This is a genomic window from Pseudonocardia kunmingensis (genome assembly GCF_006716445.1).
In the GTDB taxonomy this organism is placed as follows: Bacteria; Actinomycetota; Actinomycetes; order Mycobacteriales; family Pseudonocardiaceae; genus Pseudonocardia; species Pseudonocardia kunmingensis.
This window is the reverse complement of record NZ_VFPA01000003.1, coordinates 48,946-67,420: the sequence shown is the minus strand read 5'-3', so window position 1 is coordinate 67,420 and position 18,475 is coordinate 48,946. Positions and strand designations below refer to the sequence as shown.

10 protein-coding genes and 2 pseudogenes are annotated in these 18,475 nt (G+C 68.7%); 7 read left to right on the top strand and 5 right to left on the bottom strand.

Translation table 11 applies throughout. The features are described from left to right. Positions 1 to 13 precede the first annotated feature (13 nt). Both FB558_RS23290 and FB558_RS23285 read right to left on the bottom strand, forming a co-directional pair. Complete coding sequence (locus FB558_RS23290; protein WP_142056839.1) at positions 14 to 5,377, bottom strand: DEAD/DEAH box helicase; 5,364 nt, start codon at positions 5,375 to 5,377, stop codon at positions 14 to 16. Positions 5,378 to 5,391: 14 nt separating this feature from the next. Then, positions 5,392 to 8,484 (bottom strand): hypothetical protein, encoded by a 3,093-nt coding sequence (locus FB558_RS23285; protein WP_142056837.1) that lies wholly within the window; start codon positions 8,482 to 8,484, stop codon positions 5,392 to 5,394. 398 nt (positions 8,485 to 8,882) lie between these two features. Between FB558_RS23285 and FB558_RS23280 the strand changes: the two genes are divergently transcribed. Both FB558_RS23280 and FB558_RS23275 read left to right on the top strand, forming a co-directional pair. Beyond that, positions 8,883 to 10,025 carry a helix-turn-helix domain-containing protein gene (locus tag FB558_RS23280; RefSeq protein WP_211366786.1) on the top strand — a complete coding sequence of 381 codons (1,143 nt, stop codon included), beginning with the start codon at positions 8,883 to 8,885 and terminating at the stop codon, positions 10,023 to 10,025. Next, positions 10,025 to 10,495 carry a flavoprotein gene (locus FB558_RS23275; protein WP_142056833.1) on the top strand — a complete coding sequence of 157 codons (471 nt, stop codon included), beginning with the start codon at positions 10,025 to 10,027 and terminating at the stop codon, positions 10,493 to 10,495. Before FB558_RS23280 ends, FB558_RS23275 begins: the two co-directional genes overlap by 1 nt. Before the next feature lie 257 nt (positions 10,496 to 10,752). Here FB558_RS23275 and FB558_RS23270 read toward each other — a convergent pair whose 3' ends face one another. Next, positions 10,753 to 11,538 (bottom strand): DUF4352 domain-containing protein, encoded by a 786-nt coding sequence (locus FB558_RS23270; RefSeq protein WP_142056831.1) that lies wholly within the window; start codon positions 11,536 to 11,538, stop codon positions 10,753 to 10,755. Positions 11,539 to 11,709: 171 nt separating this feature from the next. On the opposite strand from FB558_RS23270, the gene FB558_RS23265 reads away from it, so the two are divergent. Further along, positions 11,710 to 13,920, top strand: a complete 2,211-nt coding sequence (locus tag FB558_RS23265) for a DEAD/DEAH box helicase (RefSeq protein ID WP_142056829.1) — start codon at positions 11,710 to 11,712, stop codon at positions 13,918 to 13,920. A gap of 195 nt (positions 13,921 to 14,115) precedes the next feature. Here the strand turns inward: FB558_RS23265 and FB558_RS23260 are convergent. Then, a pseudogene (locus FB558_RS23260) lies at positions 14,116 to 14,910 on the bottom strand (transposase family protein); the annotation flags it as partial. Between the two features lie 117 nt (positions 14,911 to 15,027). Then, complete coding sequence (locus FB558_RS23255; RefSeq protein ID WP_142056827.1) at positions 15,028 to 15,693, bottom strand: class I SAM-dependent methyltransferase; 666 nt, start codon at positions 15,691 to 15,693, stop codon at positions 15,028 to 15,030. A gap of 28 nt (positions 15,694 to 15,721) precedes the next feature. Here FB558_RS23255 and FB558_RS23250 point away from each other — a divergent pair. The 4 genes and pseudogenes from FB558_RS23250 to FB558_RS23240 all read left to right on the top strand — a co-directional run. Beyond that, a pseudogene (locus FB558_RS23250) lies at positions 15,722 to 16,102 on the top strand (ARPP-1 family domain-containing protein); the annotation flags it as partial. Then, the gene (locus FB558_RS23245) at positions 16,099 to 17,310 is read left to right on the top strand and encodes an ADP-ribosylglycohydrolase family protein (RefSeq protein WP_211366785.1); all 1,212 of its coding nucleotides are present in this window, start codon (positions 16,099 to 16,101) and stop codon (positions 17,308 to 17,310) included. The pseudogene FB558_RS23250 and the gene FB558_RS23245, both read left to right, overlap by 4 nt. Further along, complete coding sequence (locus tag FB558_RS43990) at positions 17,307 to 17,510, top strand: protein-tyrosine phosphatase family protein (RefSeq protein ID WP_211366784.1); 204 nt, start codon at positions 17,307 to 17,309, stop codon at positions 17,508 to 17,510. Before FB558_RS23245 ends, FB558_RS43990 begins: the two co-directional genes overlap by 4 nt. A gap of 281 nt (positions 17,511 to 17,791) precedes the next feature. Next, complete coding sequence (locus tag FB558_RS23240) at positions 17,792 to 18,211, top strand: DUF1810 domain-containing protein (protein WP_142056823.1); 420 nt, start codon at positions 17,792 to 17,794, stop codon at positions 18,209 to 18,211. Positions 18,212 to 18,475: the final 264 nt, after the last annotated feature.

The window sequence follows — 18,475 nt, the reverse complement described above, 5'->3', positions numbered from 1 at the left end:
GGCACGGAACTCTCTAGCCGAGAACTCGACGAAGCACTGCAAGCGGACGCCGGTCCAGCTCATACGGGTCCGTCCACTGCAGGGACGACGACTTGAGCTGGTCGGCGGCTCGTTTTCCGATCTCGCGCTGCGCTTCCGTCATCAGATGAGGCTCCCGTCGCCAGAGCGGATGGCCGATTGCAAGAGCGCGTCCGTCTCCTTCGTTCATGAGGACCGGTACGCCGTCGAGGATTCGGCGTTTCAGGCCGAACTCGTAGCCGTCGTCAAGTAGTCCGTCTGTGAGATGCATGCCCCGCTCGAGCCATCGTGCGAGCGACGGCGTCTCACCGGCGGCCAGCGCCAGCATATCGAGAGCTAGCCGCCAGTCGAGGGCGCCGTGCAGGCGTCGGTTGTCGTACGACCGCAGGCAGTCCGGGCAGGAGGCGGTGCAGATCTGATGGTCGCTGCTGCCCCACTGCTCATCGAGCAATTGCCGCGTCGACGTGAGGATGTCGCTGAAGGCCCGTGCATGACCGATCTCCGCGGCGTAGCCTGCCCCGTTCTCGAGCGCGTCTGCCACGAAGATGTCGTACGTAGGGCTATCATGCCGTCGGGCGGCTCGGAGCCCGACCACGAGTTCTTGCGGATCGACGTCAAGCTCTACCTGGCAGGCCCTTCGGATAGCCTCGGCAAATGACCAGAAAGCAGCCTTCCCTGCTGGCAGCTGCTGAGGTGTCGAGGGCACAACGCCACCCGGAACATCAATTCCGGCCAGTTCGATGAGTAGGACGTCCGTCGTCCGGACCTCCCCGATCGCCGCTGGCTCCCGGTCCGTGCCGTTTGGAATGTGCCAGGTGTTGGGAGGGTAGCGAGACGGATCCGGCACGATGACGGAGCCGTCGGTCAATGTCCTTAGCGGAAACAATGCCGCGCGATTGTCGTTCACCTGGACCACTTCGGCCTGCTCGAATGTCCGGAGGCATAGTGCCGCGACCTCCTCGACACTCGTGGGCGGACTCGCCATGGCTACCACAGGTAGGGCGGCGCCAGGGCTGAACTCGTTCTCGTCGTTGTAGTCCTTGGCGTTGTACGTGGTGCGGAAGCCGAGCGGCTGGAACATCTCGAACCTCGTCAGAGGCCCATGGCAAGACTCGCAGGTGTCTCCGGAGGGTCTGATCAGCACGGCTCCGCAATCCAGACACCGGCCGACCTGGAGAGCCTGTCCGAGCGGATCCTTCGCTTCTGCACGGTGGCCCTTGATGTCGTACGCGGCGAAGCCGGCCGCGACGTGCAGGACACCGTCCCGTACGACCTGCGCTCCGGGCGCGAACGCTGAGACCGCCATGTCCAGTGACCGGTCGGCGATCTCCGCCGTGTCGAGGTCTGACCGCCGCCTCACTTGCTTCCCGTAGAGGGACCTCACACGCGTGGGGAAGCCGAACATCGGGAGGACGCCGGCTGCAGCAAGAAGCTCACTCAGCTGATCTGGACGGTGCGACGTTCTGTCCACTGCGGCATCCACCGCCCCTACAAGGCGCGTGCGAGCCCAGTCGCGGAGGCGAGCGATCCCGCTCCTGGAGAGGCCCGTGTAGCTGCAAAGCCTGTCGACTACGCGGTCGACCTGCGGCGCAGAACTAAGCCACGTAGCCACCTCCTCGCGGTAGCCCGGCCAGTCGACAGTCGGCCCGAACGAACCGTGGATCGCCTGAGGCGCCCAGGCAGGTGGCCGCGTACAGGCCAGGAAAGCCTGCCGGAGTAGCTCGGCTGCGACCACTCGGCGAACGATCTGCTCGCGTTCGAGGTCGAGGAACGGCTGTGGCGGGATGTCTCCGGTGATACGGCTCGTGTTGTTGAAGTAGAAGTCGTCATGCGTCCGGTCACGGCAGACGGTGACGGCATAGGAGAAGGCCTGCCCGGCACGACCGGCCCGCCCCACCCGCTGCTGGTAGTTGAAGCGCTGCGGTGGCATGTTGGCCATCAGGGTGGAGCGCAAGGACCCGATGTCGACGCCGACCTCCATGGTCGTCGTCACGCTGAGGACATCGAGGCCACAGGTGACCACATTCTCCCGAGGCTCGGGCAACAGCACGCCTCGGAACCAACGTTGGCGACGGCGCTGCTCGTCCAAGGGCTTCGTCTGCCCGGTGAGCTCGGCAACAGCGAGGCGGCGGGGTTCAAGCTGCGCAAGCCAGGCATAGTAGTCGTCCGACAAGCCATCGAGGCTGTCTTCGACGAGCCCTGTACCGCGGCATCCGCGGTTCGCGCAGGCGTCGCCAGAACGGTGCAGGTGTCGATAGGAGCACGACGGGCATCGCCATACTCGTCCCGCCGCTGGGACGATGACGAGCGGGGCCCTTCCTGTCTGGATCTGGAGCAGCCAGTCGGAGGCGACCGAGAACAGAAGCTCTTCGCTCGCCCACTCGACCAGCTCGTCCTTATCGACGCCGAGCTGCTCGCTCACTCTGTCGAGGTACAGACGAACGACCTGGGGGATCCTTGGCCGAGCATCGGCGTACTCAGCGCCGACGTATCGCCGTGCGGACCCCAGGATGCGAATGCATGAGCTGAGGATCTCGTTTGCGCGCTCTCGATCGACCGGAGCGGGGCGCTCCCGGATCGTCGCCGGGGCGACATACCCGAGTCCGGCGGACTCGATGTCTCGGCCTGCGCGGTCGAACAGCGCGGCTGCGAGGCCGAGATTGAGCCTGTCCGCGTAGATGGGCCGAGCCACTGCGAGGTCGCCGGGGGTGAGGCGCGTCCAGAGACCCTTCTCGGGTGGGTCGTAGGCCGCGTACCAGGGCGAGCCATCCGGCGTCCGTGCCATCGAAGGGGCTGGACCAGCTGGAGGCACACCAAGAGCCACGAGCCGTCCGCTCACCCGCTCGCGGAGGGACGCTAGGCTGGTCGGCGCCGATGTGCTCGACCCCTCGGCCTTTGCCTGGTCCAGGCGCGCCTGTTCCTCGGCGGTCAGATCGACGTACTGCTGCTTCGTCACGAGACCGAGCAGATCCGGCCAGCGCCGAACCGTCTCCTCCAGGACCTGCCGCTCGTCATCGCTCAACGAGGTCGGGTCAACGGACGACTTACGAAGGACCTCAATGGGATCTGGACCGGCCTCGTTCAGCGACTGTCTGACGAGCTGACGAAGAAGGTCGCGGTAGTGGTTGCGCGCCACCCCGGCCGCAGTCCGTGCCGCGTCGTCACGGCTGTCCGTGAATACGATCGTCTTTCCGTCCGACGGCGCGTCTCCCATCGAGCGGACGATCTGCGACAGGAAGACCTGCGTCGACTGTGCAAGGCCGGAGGTGTGCGCGCGGATAGGTGTCCGAACCTCGCCCCGCCAGTAGATCTCGAGCTCGCGGTTGAAGCCCTTTTGCGCGCAGGCGGGGCATACCTCCGGGAGCGCCGGCGGAACATCGCTGCTGGCGTCAGGAACTCCTCCGTACGTCATGATCCACCCAGCCGTGCTGAAGGGATCGGCGGCGAGCAGACCCGTCCGCGGATCGAGAGACGCTCGCGTGAACGAGAAGTTGGCCGGCCTTGTCCGTGACGGAACCTGATGGCTCCACTCGAGGTCTGCGCGCACAGGCTTCTGCCCAGGCCAGAACCACATGTAGTCGCCGTACCTCCGTCGGAAGACCGGCTGCTGCTCCATGGCCGGCACTTCGACCGAACTCGGCCCCAGCACCCATCCTGGGCCACCATCATCGTGTCCAAGAATGTCGACCACGAAGCCACCGAGGCTGACATCGCCGCATTCGAAGCAATAGAGGAGGTCGAGAACGCGGGACCCGCAGTCAGGGCAGGTCGACGCGGGCACGTCGAGTAGCCTTCCGACCGTGCGGTCGGAGTCGTCCGGGTTGCCACCGGGACAGGCTGCGTTCGAGCAGGCCCAGATCCCCCGGACCGTCCTTGCGAACATGTGCGCCCGAAGTGGGATGGTCGTTTCGCGCGTCGTCGGGTCACTGGCGATTCGAGCAAGGACTGCTTCGAGCGCACGCTCGTCGTCTGGGCCGCCGTCCCCGTCAGGAAACAGGCGCTGCGATATCGCTTTGAGCGGTGTGGCGCGGTAGCGCTCCTCCTTCTTGGAGTAGCAGGCCTGCGCGATGGCGAGCGAGAGTTCCGGTCCGCTCGCAAACCACGCACCTGTCGCAGCTGCCTCGAGGACGTCTCGCCGTGTGAGGGTCGGCGGACTGCCGATCGCGCGGGGCTCGCCGCTCGTGATGTGGAAGGAGTCCCTTGCCGCGCCGAAGAAGCCCTCCAGGTAGGCGCGGCTGGCGTCTCCTTCATCGAGCGAGGCGCTCGTCGCGATGATGCGAACCTTGGGGCTGTCCGCCTCCAGGCCGAGGCGAGCTAGGAGGTTACGCAGGATCATCGCGACCTCGCTGCCCTGAGTACCGCGGTATAGGTGCAGCTCGTCGACTACGAGTGTGAGAACGTTGTCGGCGTTCTCGCTGAGCCAGGAACGGGTCCGCTCAAAGAGCGCGGTGTCCGCCTCACGCATGAGCAGCGCGTTCAACATGGAGTAGTTGGTGACCAGAATGTCCGGCGGGCTGACCCGCATGTCCCAGCGCACCATCATCTCGTGCAGCCGCGGGTCGGAGAACTGGGCGAGGTTCTCGGCTCCATACCCCGCGGCCTGGAGATCGTCGAACTCGCGGGCGATAGTCCGAAGCTGCTCTGCTACGCGTGCAGCTTCGTCGGATGTCCCCTGCGGTTGGGCAACGCCACCGAGTGTCGCGGAGGTGTACCGCCCGAACCAGAGCTGCGACTCGGGCCGTCGCTCCGCGATTCGCCGGACGGCTCGCCGGAGCCGCACGACCTGGTCCTCGACGAGCGCGTTCGTCGGATACAAGACGATCGCACGCACGGCAGCAGGGCGGCCCGTGCCCCTCATCGGCTGCCAGCGGTTCGCGTTGACTGGACGCCACCAGTCGTTGATCGCTGTGGGGGTGCCCCAGCCGAGTGACTCGTCGACGAGCCTCAGGAGTAGAGGCAGAAGGAAACTCTCGGTCTTCCCGGACCCGGTTCCTGAGGTCACGACGACGTTCGGACGGTGGACACCGCTTGTCAATGAGTATCGGACTGCCTCTGCCTGATGTCTACGCAGGAGGATGGGCTGGTCGTCATCAGTGAACGCACCAAACAGAGCGCGGCCAACGACCTCGGCCGCCACGTCAGAGATCCCTGCCTCACGAGTCACGTCGAGCAACGGGACAGTCGCGTCATAGGGCATCACCGGCTCGAGGAGCGGATCGGCGAAGAGCCGCCCTTGCCGCTCGAGCAGCTTACGGCGCTCTGCCATCAGGTCATCGCTGCGAAGCCAGAATGCTGTGTCGAAGTAGCGCAGGTACGCATCGCGGATGGCCAAGTTGACGCCGTAGGGGTTCGACGACATGCGTTTCGTACCTTTCAGCTGACGAGCAGGGTCGACATGTAGTCGGCGAACTCGGGAGTCACATCGTGGTAGATCAGAGCTCGACGCTTGGTCGACTTGCCTGGAAGCCGCCCGCTGTTCATCACCGCCGCCCGGCCGTAGAGGCCGGGAAGATCGGAGCCGAGCGCGACCGCGAGCTGGCCTGCTGCGGGATAGAACCCGAGGAGCGAACGACCAAGTCGCTGCGCTTCGAGGTGCTTGACGAGCTGTGCTGTCCCCAGGGCGCCCTGGTGGAGCTCGACATCTGCCGGCGAGCGGAAGTAGTAGGCAGTTCGGAACACCGACTCGAGCCGGTAGGCTCCGGGGGAAGCAGCAGTCTGAACCTGCTCCCAGTAGGCGGCGTCAACGTTGAACCGCTCGATCCGGCGGGCGCCGGATAGTGGCACGCGCGGGAGCGCCTTCTCTACCTCGCTCAGCTTGGGAAGCGCGCGTACAAGGCCCATGGCCGCGTCGCCGACCAAAGACGCATGTGTCCGCATCGGAAGTGTCGTCTGCACCTGTGCAATGAGCTGTCTGACCTGTTCTTCGCCGAGTCCTTCGATGAACCAGGTGAGTGGCCCACCGGGGTTCTCCGCATAGGTGAACTTGCCGCCGAAGTCGATGACCGCTTCCTCGACCTGCGTCTGGGCGGCAGCGGACCAGGCGCCGGAGAGAAAGTACGTCTCGTCGGTGGCCTCGACGACGCACGCCGGCGCGATCGACCAGGCTGTGGGCTCAAGGCGGTCAGATCGGCTCACGTCGATGTGGCCGAGCATCTCGAGGCTGCGTTTGAAAGCGTCGGCGCCGAGCAGCGAGGAGTCCACCTGGGCGACGATCTTGTCTAGCGAGGAGGCGGTACCGCCACCGACGTGTACTAGAGCGTCCAGCGCGGTGTCGTGCGTGATCGACTCCGCTCTGGCCTCACTGAGGTTGTCGAGCTTGACGTGCTCCTCGACCTCAAGTGTTGCAGTTCGCAGCCTGCGGGCCCGCCGCGGCCATGCGGGATACCGCTTGACGATCCCGCATTGCGTACATTCGCCGGACAGCATCGGCGCCGTCGGTCGACCGGCCGGCGTCGGCGGAAGTTTGATCCGATGAGCGCCGGTCACCACGCATGACGTCGGGTCGGGGCTGGCGATGACGATCGGGACGGCTGCTGGGCGCGGCGGGCGGTTCGCAGACCACCAGATCTTTCCGAGACCCTGGAGCGGCTCGATGGGCTGTCGGCCGACAGTCGCCGGAGGCTTACATCCCCTCGCGGAATGTGGGTTCGCACCCGGAGTAGCTCTCAACGCACCCAGCGGGACGCTGAGATCGTAGCCCTGCTTCGCCGCGGTGCCCCAGGTCCAGCTGTCTGGGCTGTCCGAGGATCGAAGCCGCAGGACCGAACGTTGCAAGGAGCGTCCGCCCCCGGACAGGACGGTCTCGTACTCGCCGTCCTCGAGCTCGAGATCCTCGAGAGCAACGAGAAGTACGCCTCGTTCGCTGTGCCAAGTCCGTGGCTCGTCAGCCTCGCCAGACTCAATGTCCAGGCGCGCAAGCGAGAGGTCAAGCCGACCCTCGACCTGTGAAACAGCCCGGATCTCTGGCGGCGAGAGGCTCGACCATTTGCGCAGGTTTCCGGGAAGCTTCAAACCGCCCGCGATGCTCAACTGTGACGAGATGACGGGGACCAGCGCGTTGAGGTCGGGGTGTTGAGGCGTGACAGTGGGCGCAGCGAGAATCTGTACCGCGGTGAACAGCACCCAGCCGTCCGGAAGACCACGGATCCGGCTCTCCTCCTTGAACCCCGGCCTCGCCGTCAGCGTCAACAGTTGCTCGACCTGCTTCAGCTGGGGCCCTTCGGTCTTGACCAGTACCAAGAAGTCCTCGCCGAGCTGGACGCGCTCCACCTCGACGAAGGCATTGGTCTGCTCGTCGCGTCGGAGAACGACGACCCGTCGCGGATGCCTCCGGGCCTCCAGGCCACTCGCAGGGTCGCTGAGGTGCAGTACGCCTTCGATGAACGAGCCGGGATCGATGCTCGCTGGAGGGCGCGGGATCGCACCGCCCGTGGACGGCAGCATCTCAAGCTTTGGCCGGCCAGCAGCGCTCTCGACCACCAGCTCGTCCGGAACGGACTTGCCGATCGACGCGAGGAAAGAGAGTTGCAGATCCGACCGAGGGAAGGTCTTCAGTCGAGCGATCAGGCGGATCGACCCGCGCCGTGCCGCCTGGTCATCATGCTCGGTGTTGAGCGAACGTCCCTCCCAGGCTGCCAGTTCATTAGAAGCGACCTCGGCGATGCGTTCCTGAGTGCCCGGCCGTTGCCAGAGGTTCTGCAAGTTTTTACTTGCAGGAGATGGGACCTGCTGAATCCACGTGTCCAACATTCGCTGCATGTCCGTCGGTGGGACATCGCTGCCGGGAGCGAGACCGAACTGCCGGAACATTTGCTCCAGATGGCGCCGGTCGGCTGCTCGGATGAGAGCTTGCGAGAGGGGGAGGCCGATATATCTATGCGTTACCGCATAGGCAGTCGGAATGCCGTAACGCCCGTCGGTGATGGTCAGCCAGTCGTTAAGGCTGCGCCAGAGCTGCTCGGCTGAAGCCATATAGGCGGTCTGCAGCCTCTCTTTCGGCCTTTCGTCGATGACTCCAAGGATCGCCGCCAACCGCGGATAGTAGGCGTTGACGGCAGCATTTGAATCGCTCCCCATGGCCTCCGCGGCGAGGGTGAATGCCGCTAGTAGTGCGACCGTCGGTGGAGGTGAGGTCGCGCTGTCGTCACGCGGTCTGATTGCGACCGCATGTCGCCAGCGCCTCAAGTGCTGCAGATGGGACCAAAAGATCTCCCACTGCGCCCCTCCGAGGCCAAGTGTCGCCCGCACCGCCTGTACAAGCTCGCCATGGGCGTCGTCGGCGCTGACCTTGAGACGGCTTGAGACCTTCGCCATGACCGCGTCGTCCATGTCGAGGTAGACAGGCTGCCCGGCCTGCTCCTCGGTGAACACAGTTTCGGAGATCGCAGCATTCCATGCCAGGTATTGGTCCCACGCCCCCGCCGCCATTGGCCCGACCACTTCCTTCCTCGGGTTCGCGCCGATCATCTACCGCCGGCCTGTACCCGTAGACGTGTCGATCTAGGTTTGGCTCCTGTTACAAAAGGCCACATCCTGCTGGCGAACCGGCTAGATGGCTGCGGCAGAGAGGGTAGTGGCGCTAGGCCTTTCGGGCTACGCGTAGCGCTGAGGTCTGCTGGCAGGTCACGACGCTGGCTAGCGGCCGGATCGCGACACTGAAGTATCCTCAACATGATTGGATGTGCGATCTTGCGACGTATGGGCAGATGCAGCGGCTGACTACCCCGGAGACGGCTGCAACTCACCCTTCGCACCAGGTCGATGTGAGCGGTGTTCTCCGGTCGGGCGGCGCGTCCAGGCGTTGTGCTCGCCTATCGAGCGCGGAAAGCGAACGGTTCACTCTCGTCCTGTGCGACGATCACATGGTGACCGAACCGATCGGCCGGCGCATCGCCCTGCACCGCCGCCGTCGCGGCCTGGCCCAGGCCGCTGTAGCCGGCCTCGTCGGCCGCTCGGAGTCGTGGCTGTCCCAGGTCGAGCGTGGCCTGCGCACCGTCGACAACTACACGGTCCTCCGCGATCTCGCCCGGGTGTTGCGCGTCGACATCGGCACCTTGACCGGGATCGGTGGCCAGCCGAGCGAGCCCGGGCGCGAACCGTTCGATGCCGACGTCGCTGCGATCGAGCGAGCCCTGCTCGTCGGCGCGCAGGCCGAGCCGGGTGTCGATGCCTCGACAGCCGTTAGCGACCTGCATCGCGCCTATCAGGCAGCCCGCTACGACGAGGTGCTCCCTGCGCTGCCCAGCCTGATCGCAGCCCTTGACGGACAGGCGCCCGCGCTGTGCGCGGCCGGCTACACCGTCGTTGCAAAGACGCTGACGAAGATCGGTTCTTCCGACCTCGCGTTGATCGCAGCTGATCGGGCATGGGCGGCGGCGCGGAGGAGCGGCGACCCGGCCGATCTTGGCATGGCCGTCTACCAGGTCGTGTGCGCGCTGCTTCCCACGCCTCGTGCTGCGCTCGCCGAGGAACTCGCGGTCACGACCGCTGATGAGCTGACGGGCGACGATCCGGCTGTGTGCAGCGTCGCCGGTGCGCTCTGGCTCATCGCCGCGGTCGCCGCGGCCTGCCGGATCGATGGCGCGGTTGCCGAGGAGCGCCTCGGTCGGGCCGAGCAACTCGCCGAGCACCTCGGCGAGGACGCCAATCACCGCTGGACCGCGTTCGGACCGACCAACGTGGCCATCCACCGGGTCTCCGTCGCCGTCGAGCTCGGCGACGCTCCGGCTGCGCTGGCCGCAGCAGAGGGCGTCGACCTCGATCGCCTGCCGGAGGGTCTGCACAGTAGGCGGGTGCAGGTCCAACTCGACATCGCTTGGGCCCAGGCGCAGCGACGGCGGGACGCCGAGGCCCTCGTCGCGCTGCTGGAAGTCGAGCGCGCGGCTCCCCAGGTCACCCGGCGCAACGCCGTCGCGCGCGACACCATTCGGCAGCTGCTCGCCCGGGCCCGCGGCACGAGCGGCGCCGCCGTTCGCGGGCTCGCGCACCGAGCCGGGGTCGCCGTCTGATGCTGACGCTCGTCGTGTGCGGTGCACCTCTCGCGACGCGGGCCGGCGAGGTGGCCGACGCCCTGCGCGAGCGCTGGAGCGTGTCGGTCGTCGTCACCGAGGCGGCGAGTCAGTGGTACGCGGAGCCGTCCGAGCACGACCGGCCTCGACCAGAGCTCGTCGTCGCGTGTCCGCTGACGTTCAACACGGCGAACAAGGTCGCGGCGGGGATCATGGACACCAGCGCGGCGGGCGCGCTCTGCGATGCACTCGGGGCCGGTGTTCCCGTCGTGGCCGTGCCGATGGTCAACAACCGGCTCTGGGGGCACCCGGTGTGGGCGTCGACCCTGCGGACGCTCGCCGGCGCGGGTGTCCGCTTCGTCGACCCGCGGTCGGGGCGGGTTGGCGACCCCGTGCCCGTGCAATCGGGCACGGGGCCGGAGGTCGTCGCCGCGTTCGATCCTGCGTGGGTCGTCGCCGCCCTCGGCTGAACCCGCACATTTGTGCGGGTCGCACTCGCGTGCGACGCGCAGGCTCCGATCATCGGTGTGCTTGCGCCGTGATCAGCCTTGTCCTCGCCGAGGGAGACCCGCAGGTCTGGCAGCGACTGCTCCGCGAGCACGTCCCACGGCCGGACGGCCGGTGTGCGCTGTGCTCGCTGGGAGCGGGTCATGGCAGACCGCACTGGCCGTGCCGCTTGCACGTCGTCGCCGCATCCGCGGCAGCACTCGCACGCGAAGCCGGCCGGTCAGCGCGCGAGTGAGACGAGCGCTCCGCCCGAGAACATCGACTCGTGCAGCTCGATGGCGGCCGGGGAGAGACCCTCCGGGACGTCGAAGACGAGCACGCCCTCGACGCTGTTGCCCGGGTTGATGGGCGTGAAGAACGACTCGCTGTCCGGCACGTTCATCATCGCCGCCGAGCTGTCGGCCTCGAACTCGCGGCCCTGTGCGTCGAGCAGCGTCTGGTTGGCGCCCAGGAACGTCGCGGCCTCGGTGCCGGTGTTCCGCACGGTGACGTGCACCAGCACATACTCGCCCTGCGCCTCCCTACGCAGGAAGCTCTCGCCCAGCGCCTGCACGCCGGACTTCACGTCGGTGACGGTGAAGGCGAACGAGCCGTCCTGCACCTCGTCACCGATGCCGGCAGGGGTCGCCACCGCGGAGTCGGGCTGAGCGTCGTATGCCGTCGTCGCCCTCGGAGCGCTGGTCTCCACGTTCGAGACCGCGGCGCTGAAGGCCGCCGCGTACAGGAGGCAGATCAGGAGGCCGATCACTGCGCAGACGAGGCCGGCGATCGTCAGGCCCTTGTTCGTCGCCCGGCCGCTGCGCACCCGGGAGAGGCCGAGGCCCGCGAACACCAGTGCCAGCAGCACCAGCGGCCAGGCGTTCACCCCGATCAGCGGGATGAACGAGAACAGCAACCCGATGAGACCGAGCACGAAGCCCGCCGTCCCGAAGCCGTTCTGCGGCGGCGGGGGCGGCGGGTAGTACCCGGGGCCGGGCGGCGGGTACTGGGGCATGTACTGGGTCACGGGGTGCCTTCCGCATCGTCCGAACTGCTCGAGCACCCGCTTCGGTTCCCGTCGCCCGTTCGTTGACGATCTCCTCGTTGCCCCGTTCGGGTAGTCGGCCGGACACCCTGTGACGTTCCTGGCGGCGCTACCGATCAATCGGTCGGATCACGACGGGACGGGAGCGATCGGGTGCAGGACGAACGCGAGGCCGCGCGGGGCAAGGTCGGCGCCGCGGCCAGGGCGACGATCGCCGCCGTCCGCGACTTCGCGGAGCGGGCGGGCGTCCTGCTCAGCGCGCCGCAGGTCCTCCGCGACAGCGTGCGCCACCAGATCGAGATCCTCAACGGGGACCAGGTCGCCGCGCGCCTGCGCGAGATGCCGCTCGCGGCGCTCAAGGAGGTCGCCGGGCGAGGCGTGCGGTTCGGGGCGCTGGAGCAGCACGGCTTCCGGACCGTCGCCGACGTCCTGAACGCCCCGGACCACCGGCTCCAGCAGGTGCCGGGCGTCGGCCAGACGACGGTGGTGGAGGTCCGGCGCGCGGCGCGCACTGTCGCCGTGCAGGTGCACCGCGACGCCCGGTTCCGCTTCGACCCCGACCGCCGCGACCCCGCCCAGACCCAGCTGCTCGCGACCCTCGCCGCAGTGCGGTCGGCGGACGCCGCGGCGTCCGCGCTGCACGGGCCGCTCCAGGCGTTCCGCACGCAGGTCACGCCGTTGGTGGCGGAGGCGGAACGGGCGGGCAGCCGCTGGAAGATGGCCTTCTCCTGGCGGTCGAAGAAGGACTCGGCGCTCGACGCGCTCGCCCAGCTCGGTGCGATCCTCGCCGACCCGCGCGTCCGTGCGCTGCAGCAGACGGTCCACGTCCGGGAGCAGGCGGTCGACCCGCGCAGCTACGACCCGCGGCAGCTCTGGGACGACTACCTGGCCGACGCGGCGTCGGTCAACGCGGTGCTGTCGACGGTCGGCGGCACGGGCACGGCGGAGGACGAGGAGGCGGCGGGCGGGTTCGTCCCGGAGGAGCTGCGGCAGCAGATCAATGCCGTCCCGCTCGACACCTCGAAGCTGACTTCGACCCTGCGTGGCTACCAGGTCTTCGGCGCCCAGTACGCGATCCACCAGGAACGCTCGATGCTCGGCGACGAGATGGGCCTCGGGAAGACGATCCAGGCGCTCGCCGTGTTCGCGCACCTCGCGGCGAAGGGGCAGCGGCGGTTCCTCGTCGTGTGCCCGGCGAGCGTGCAGATCAACTGGCTGAACGAGACGGCGAAGCACAGCGTGCTGTCCGCGCACAGCCTGCACGGTGCCGACCGCGACGCGATCGGCCGCCGCTGGCTGCGGGAGGGCGGGGTCGCCGTCACGACGTTCGGGACGCTCGCGCGGCTGCCGGCCGACGTGCGCGAGGCCGACGTCGCGATGCTCGTCGTCGACGAGGCGCATTACGCGAAGAACCCGGACGCGGCGCGGTCGCAGGCGGTGGCGGCGGCCGTCCGGCGCTCGCAGCGGACGTTGTTCCTGACGGGCACGCCGATGGAGAACCGCGTCGAGGAGTTCCGCACGCTCGTCAACTACCTGCAGCCGGCGGTCGCGCGCAGCGTGAATGCGACGGACGCGGTCGCCGGCGCGAAGGCGTTCCGACGGGCCGTGGCGCCGGTCTACCTGCGGCGCAACCAGGCCGACGTGCTGACGGAGCTGCCGGACAAGATCGAGACCGAGTCGTGGGTGCAGCTCAGCGACACCGACCGGGCGCGGTACGAGGCAGCGGTCTCGCAGCGGAACCTGATGGCGATGCGCCGAGCACCATTCGTCACCCCGAGCTCGGCGAAGCTCGAACGGCTCAAGGACATCGTCGAGGAGGCCTCCCAGGACGGGATGAAGGTCGTCGTCTTCTCCTACTTCCTCGACACGCTCCAGCTGGTGGGTGAGGCGGTCGGCGACGCCGTGGTCGGGACGATCACCGGGGCGGTGCCGCCGCCGGTGCGGCAGGGGATCGTCGACGAGTTCACGAAGCGCGCCGGGCACGCGGTACTGCTCGGGCAGATCGAGGCCGGCGGGGTCGGGATCAACATCCAGGCGGCGTCGGTCGTCGTCCTCACCGAGCCGCAGTGGAAGCCGAGCACCGAGGAACAGGCGATCGCCCGTGCGCACCGGATGGGGCAGGTGCGCACCGTGCAGGTCCACCGGCTGTTGGCCAAGGACTGCAGCGACGAACGGATCAGGGAGATCCAGCAGGGCAAGCGGCTGCTGTTCGACGAGTTCGCGCGCAAGAGCGAGGCCAAGGACGCCGACCGGCGGGCGGTGGACACCGCCGAGCACCGGCCGGAGGTGCTCGATGACGAGTCGGTGCCGGTGAGCCAGCGGGTTCTGGCTGCGGAGCGGCATCGGCTGGGGCTCGACGGTTGAGCGGGTCGGATCTCTCGACGTCGGCGCTCGCGCGGACGTCCGATGAGGAGTAGCTGAACCAGATGGCTGCCCGGCTTGCGATCCGTCGCTGACCGCCACTACGAGCGCGCAGTGTTGCGGCTGAGCTGTACCTGGTGACGGCACCCGCGTGCGCAACACGGGGCTCGGCTCAGTGAGCCTTTGCCAGCCTGATCCTGCGCTGGCGATCATGAGGGTCTGAACTGCGGCGATGAGCCGGTGGGCGGTGTTCGGGCTGGAGCGGATCTTCCGCAGGACCCGCCAGTTCTTCAGCTCGGCGTTGGCCCGCTCGCCGGGTCCACGGCGGCGGGCGTGGGCGGTGTTGACGTCCTTCTGGTTCCGGGACAGGCGCCGGTAGCGGCCGGTGCCCAGATCCTTCCGACGGCGCCGCTGCGGAACCGCGACCGTCGGCCCGGCGCCCTGATAGGCGGTGTCGGCCGCCGCGGGGATCTCGTGGGTGGCCAGCGCGTCGATGATCCCGTGCTCACGGGCAGCGCCCATGTCATGTCTCGCGCCGGGCAGCGGCGGCGAGATCCACACCAGCCGGCCGATCGGGTCGGCGACGACCTGCACGTTCAGCCCGTGGGCCTTGTGCTTGCCGGAGTAGGAGGCCCGGTCATAGCCCGATGTCATGCCTACCCGGTCGATGCGCAGCAGGGTGCCGTCGAGGATCACGAACGCCTTGCGGCGGGCGACCTCGATCGCCTGGGCCAGGGTGGGAGCCATCGCGGCGAGCAGTTCGAGCGCCTCACGGATGTACCGGTACACCGTCGAGGTCCCGATGCGGAAGCCGCAGGCCAGGTCGGCGTAGGTCTCGCCCTTACGCAGGTGCGCGACCACGAGCAGGGCCTGCCGGCCGGGCGAGAGCTTCCGCCACCGGGTTCGGCGCTGGTTGCGCTGCGCTCGCAGCGCATCGGAGAGCACGCCGAGGGCGCGGCTGGACACGGTCATCCCGGACGGGTAGGACAGCACGTTGAAGCTCCTGGTGGGACGTGTTGATCTAGGCAATCGCCCGTCTACCAGGAGATTCACCCATGCGAGGTCACGCCACGCTGCACACCGCTGACTGCCCGCCCAGGTCGGCAAAATTCATTCGTTACTTCTGGCGTCATGGCGCGCCAGCAGGTATCCGGCGGGGGGCTTGCCTGGCGCCGGAGCAACGATTCGCAGGCGTCCGAGCTCGGCGAAGTCGTGCTCGCGCAGTCGGTCGGCGAGCGCGTCGAGGGTCCACAGATACGCCGGTGAGGCTCTGTGGTCGTACGGGACCCAACCGTTGGCGTCTGCGGTGTCGGTGATCTGCACACCGATCAGCAGGGGTCCGCCCGGCTCTACCACTCGGGCGAACTCGGTCAGGACGCGCGGAAGCAGGTCCGGCGGCGTGTGGATCAACGAGAAGTGCGCCAGGATGCCCGCGATCGACTCGTCCCCTGCGTCGAGATGGAGCATAGAACCGACCTCGTAGCGCAGGTCGGGACGATACCGGCGGGCGATCGCGACCATGGCCGGTGACAGATCGATCCCGTAAGCCCGGATACCGACTCGATCCAGGTGATCGGTCCACTGTCCGGGACCGCAACCCGCATCGACCACAGCACCCACCGACCCACCGGCGCGGACGAGGTCGGCGAAGGCGTTGATCATCCCTGCTGACAGCGCATCGATGACTTGGTCGCCCTGTCGCACCATGTCGTCGTACAACTCGGCGACCTCGTCGTAGTCTCGGCGGGTCCGATCCAACGCTTCGTTCTCACTCACCCGCCGGACTCTAGGGAACAGGTCGGACGTACTGTTGGATTCCACCCGCAGCGTGGACGACGCCGCGGCCGCGCTGGTGCGGGGCCTGCAGCCGCTGCCCTTCCAGAGCGGGGTGATGATCGGGGTCGGTGGGTGGCCGGTGCTGCTGGAGGTCTACGACTCCCCGCTGACGCTCGCGCAGGTCTGGGACGCGCTGCTGCATGCCGCCGCGGTCGACACAGTCGGCATGCCCGCCGTCACGACGCCCGGCAGGAGGGCCCGGCGGTTCGCGCGGGAGGTCACGAGCGTTCCGCTGAACGCGGGTGGGCGCGGCGCCACGGCGGACACGCGGGTCTCGGCGCTCGGTTGGCGCGGACGGGCCGTGCAGACCGTCGCCATCAACCTGCGGCACGAGTTGGTGACGGCGTGAACCTGGACCGCGCCGTCGGTGTCCTGCTCGGCGCCGCCGCGGGCGACGCGCTCGGCGTGCCGTACGAGTACGGCAGCCGGCCGCTGCCCGGCCCGGGCGAACAGGCCCACATGCTCGGCGGCGGGCTCGGTGGCTACGCGCCCGGGCAATGGAGCGACGACACCGAGATGGCGTGCGTGATCGCGGAGGTCGCGGCGGCCGGCGCGGACCTGCGTGACGAGGCCGCGCTGGACCGGGTCGCCGTCGGCTTCCTGCGCTGGTACGCCGACGGTCCCGCGGACATCGGCATGCAGACCAGCGCCGTCCTCGGACCGCTGCACGGGACCGACGAAGCCGGCGCCGCCGCCCGCATGCGCGCCCGCGCTGCGGAGCTGCACGCCCGGACCGGGCGGACCGCGGGGAACGGGTCCCTGATGCGTACCGCTCCCGTCGCGCTGGCGCACCTCGGCGATCCCGATGCGATCGCGGCTGCCGCGCATGCCGTCAGCGGGTTGACCCACCACGACCCGCAGGCGGGCGAGGCGTGCGTGCTGTGGTGCCTCGCGATCGACCACGCCGTGCGCACCGGCGAGCTCGACGTGCGGGTCGGGCTCGGGCGCGTCGGTCCGGGATGGAGCGCGCTGCTCGACGAGGCCGAGTGTGCGACGCCGGACCGGTTCGCTGCGTCGAACGGGTGGGTGGTCGCCGCGTTGCAGGGCGCGTGGTCGGCGGTGGTCCACGGCGGCGGGCTGCAGACCGGTCTACAGGCTGCCGTCCGGGGTGGCGGGGACACGGACACCGTCGCGGCGATCGCAGGCGCGCTGCTCGGTGCCGCGTACGGCGGCAGCGCCGTTCCGGGGCGATGGCGGCGGATGCTGCACGGCTGGCCCGGGCTTCGCTCCCGCGACCTGACCCGGCTCGCGATCCTGGCGGCGCAGCGCGGCCGGCCCGACCGTGACGGTTGGCCGAGCGCGCCGACGCTCGACACCTACCCGGGCTCGTCACGGCGGGTCGTCCCGCACCCCGACGACCCGGGCGTGCTGCTCGGCGCGGTCGGTGCGCTGCGCCCCGGCGTCGCCGACGCGGTCGTCAGCCTGTGCCGCCTCGGGGCAGAGGAGGCCCCGCGTGCGGGGTCCCGGCGAGCGACCACGTCGAGGTGTGGCTCATCGACCGAGAGGACGCGAACCTCGACCTGGCGGGCGTGCTGGCCGACGCGGCGTCCGTCGTGAAGGACCTCCGGGACGAGGGGAAGACCGTGTTCCTGCACTGCGCCTACGCCCAGACGCGCACGCCGGTCGTCGCCGCGGCCTACGGCGCGCTGATCACCGGTTCGGCCCCGGAGGACGCGCTGCGGCGGGTGAGCGCAGTGCTGCCCACGGCCGACCCGCGCCCTTCGATCGTCGCGGCGTTGCGGGCGATGGCCGAGTGAGCGCAGTAGCTCCTCGACCGCCGTCCACGCCGGCGTAGCCCGCTCCTCGGAATCGACGACGGCGAGATCGAGCAGCGCCGGCCGCGGCCCCTCCCGCGCGCCGTCCCTCACCACCAGGGATGGCGTCGGACCCGTCGCCGGCGCCCTCCTCGGCGCCGGGTGCGTCGTCGCGGTCTGCCGAGCTCGCATCGATGCTGGAGCATCTGAAGCTGACTGTGCGAACGTGACGCGCTGCGACCCCGACGACCGCGGCGCGGACGTGACGATGGGAGACCGAGCAGATGAACGACCCGTACGACCTCGCACGGTTCGTCGACGCCCAGGACAGCACCTACGAGCAGGCTCTGTCCGAGCTGCGCCGCGGTCGCAAGACCGGTCACTGGATGTGGTTCGTCTTCCCACAGATCGAAGGCCTCGGATACAGCCCGATGGCGCAGCAGTATGCGATCTCCGGACTCGACGAGGCCCGTGCCTACCTGGCGCACCCGGTCCTCGGGCCACGGCTGGTCGAGTGCGCGAGGGTCGTCGCCGGCACCACCGGCCGAAGCGCGTACGAGATCTTCGGCTCGCCCGACGACCTGAAGCTGCTCTCATCGATGACGCTGTTCGCCCGGGCGGCTTCGGACACGGCGGAGTTCCAGCATGTGCTGGACCGCTACTTCGACGGGAAGCCCGACGAGCGGACGCTCGAGCGGTTGTGAGCAGCACCGGGTACGAAGCCGCCCCGTTGGCCGCCATCGCCAGGACCGGGTCCTCGGTGAGCCGGGCGAGTCGCGGTCGCCTTCGTGCTCGACGGCGCTGGTGGTCGGAGCGCGGGCTCGGGCGAGCCCCTTCCCCTGATCAGGGCTCGGCGCGACTTCGTGGCTGTCGACGGTTGGACGACCGATAGCCGTCTGCTGATCGGCATGCAGCGCGCCGCTTCCCACTCGGACTCGGAGAGCCCGGGAGCTCGGCAACGAGCTTGC

Coding starts and splice junctions, on each gene's coding strand:
- FB558_RS23290 (WP_142056839.1), bottom strand. CDS start 5,377: ATGTCGTCGAACCCCTACGGCGTCAACTTGGCCATCCGCGATGCGTAC.
- FB558_RS23285 (WP_142056837.1), bottom strand. CDS start 8,484: ATGATCGGCGCGAACCCGAGGAAGGAAGTGGTCGGGCCAATGGCGGCG.
- FB558_RS23275 (WP_142056833.1), top strand. CDS start 10,025: ATGCTGACGCTCGTCGTGTGCGGTGCACCTCTCGCGACGCGGGCCGGC.
- FB558_RS23240 (WP_142056823.1), top strand. CDS start 17,792: ATGAACGACCCGTACGACCTCGCACGGTTCGTCGACGCCCAGGACAGC.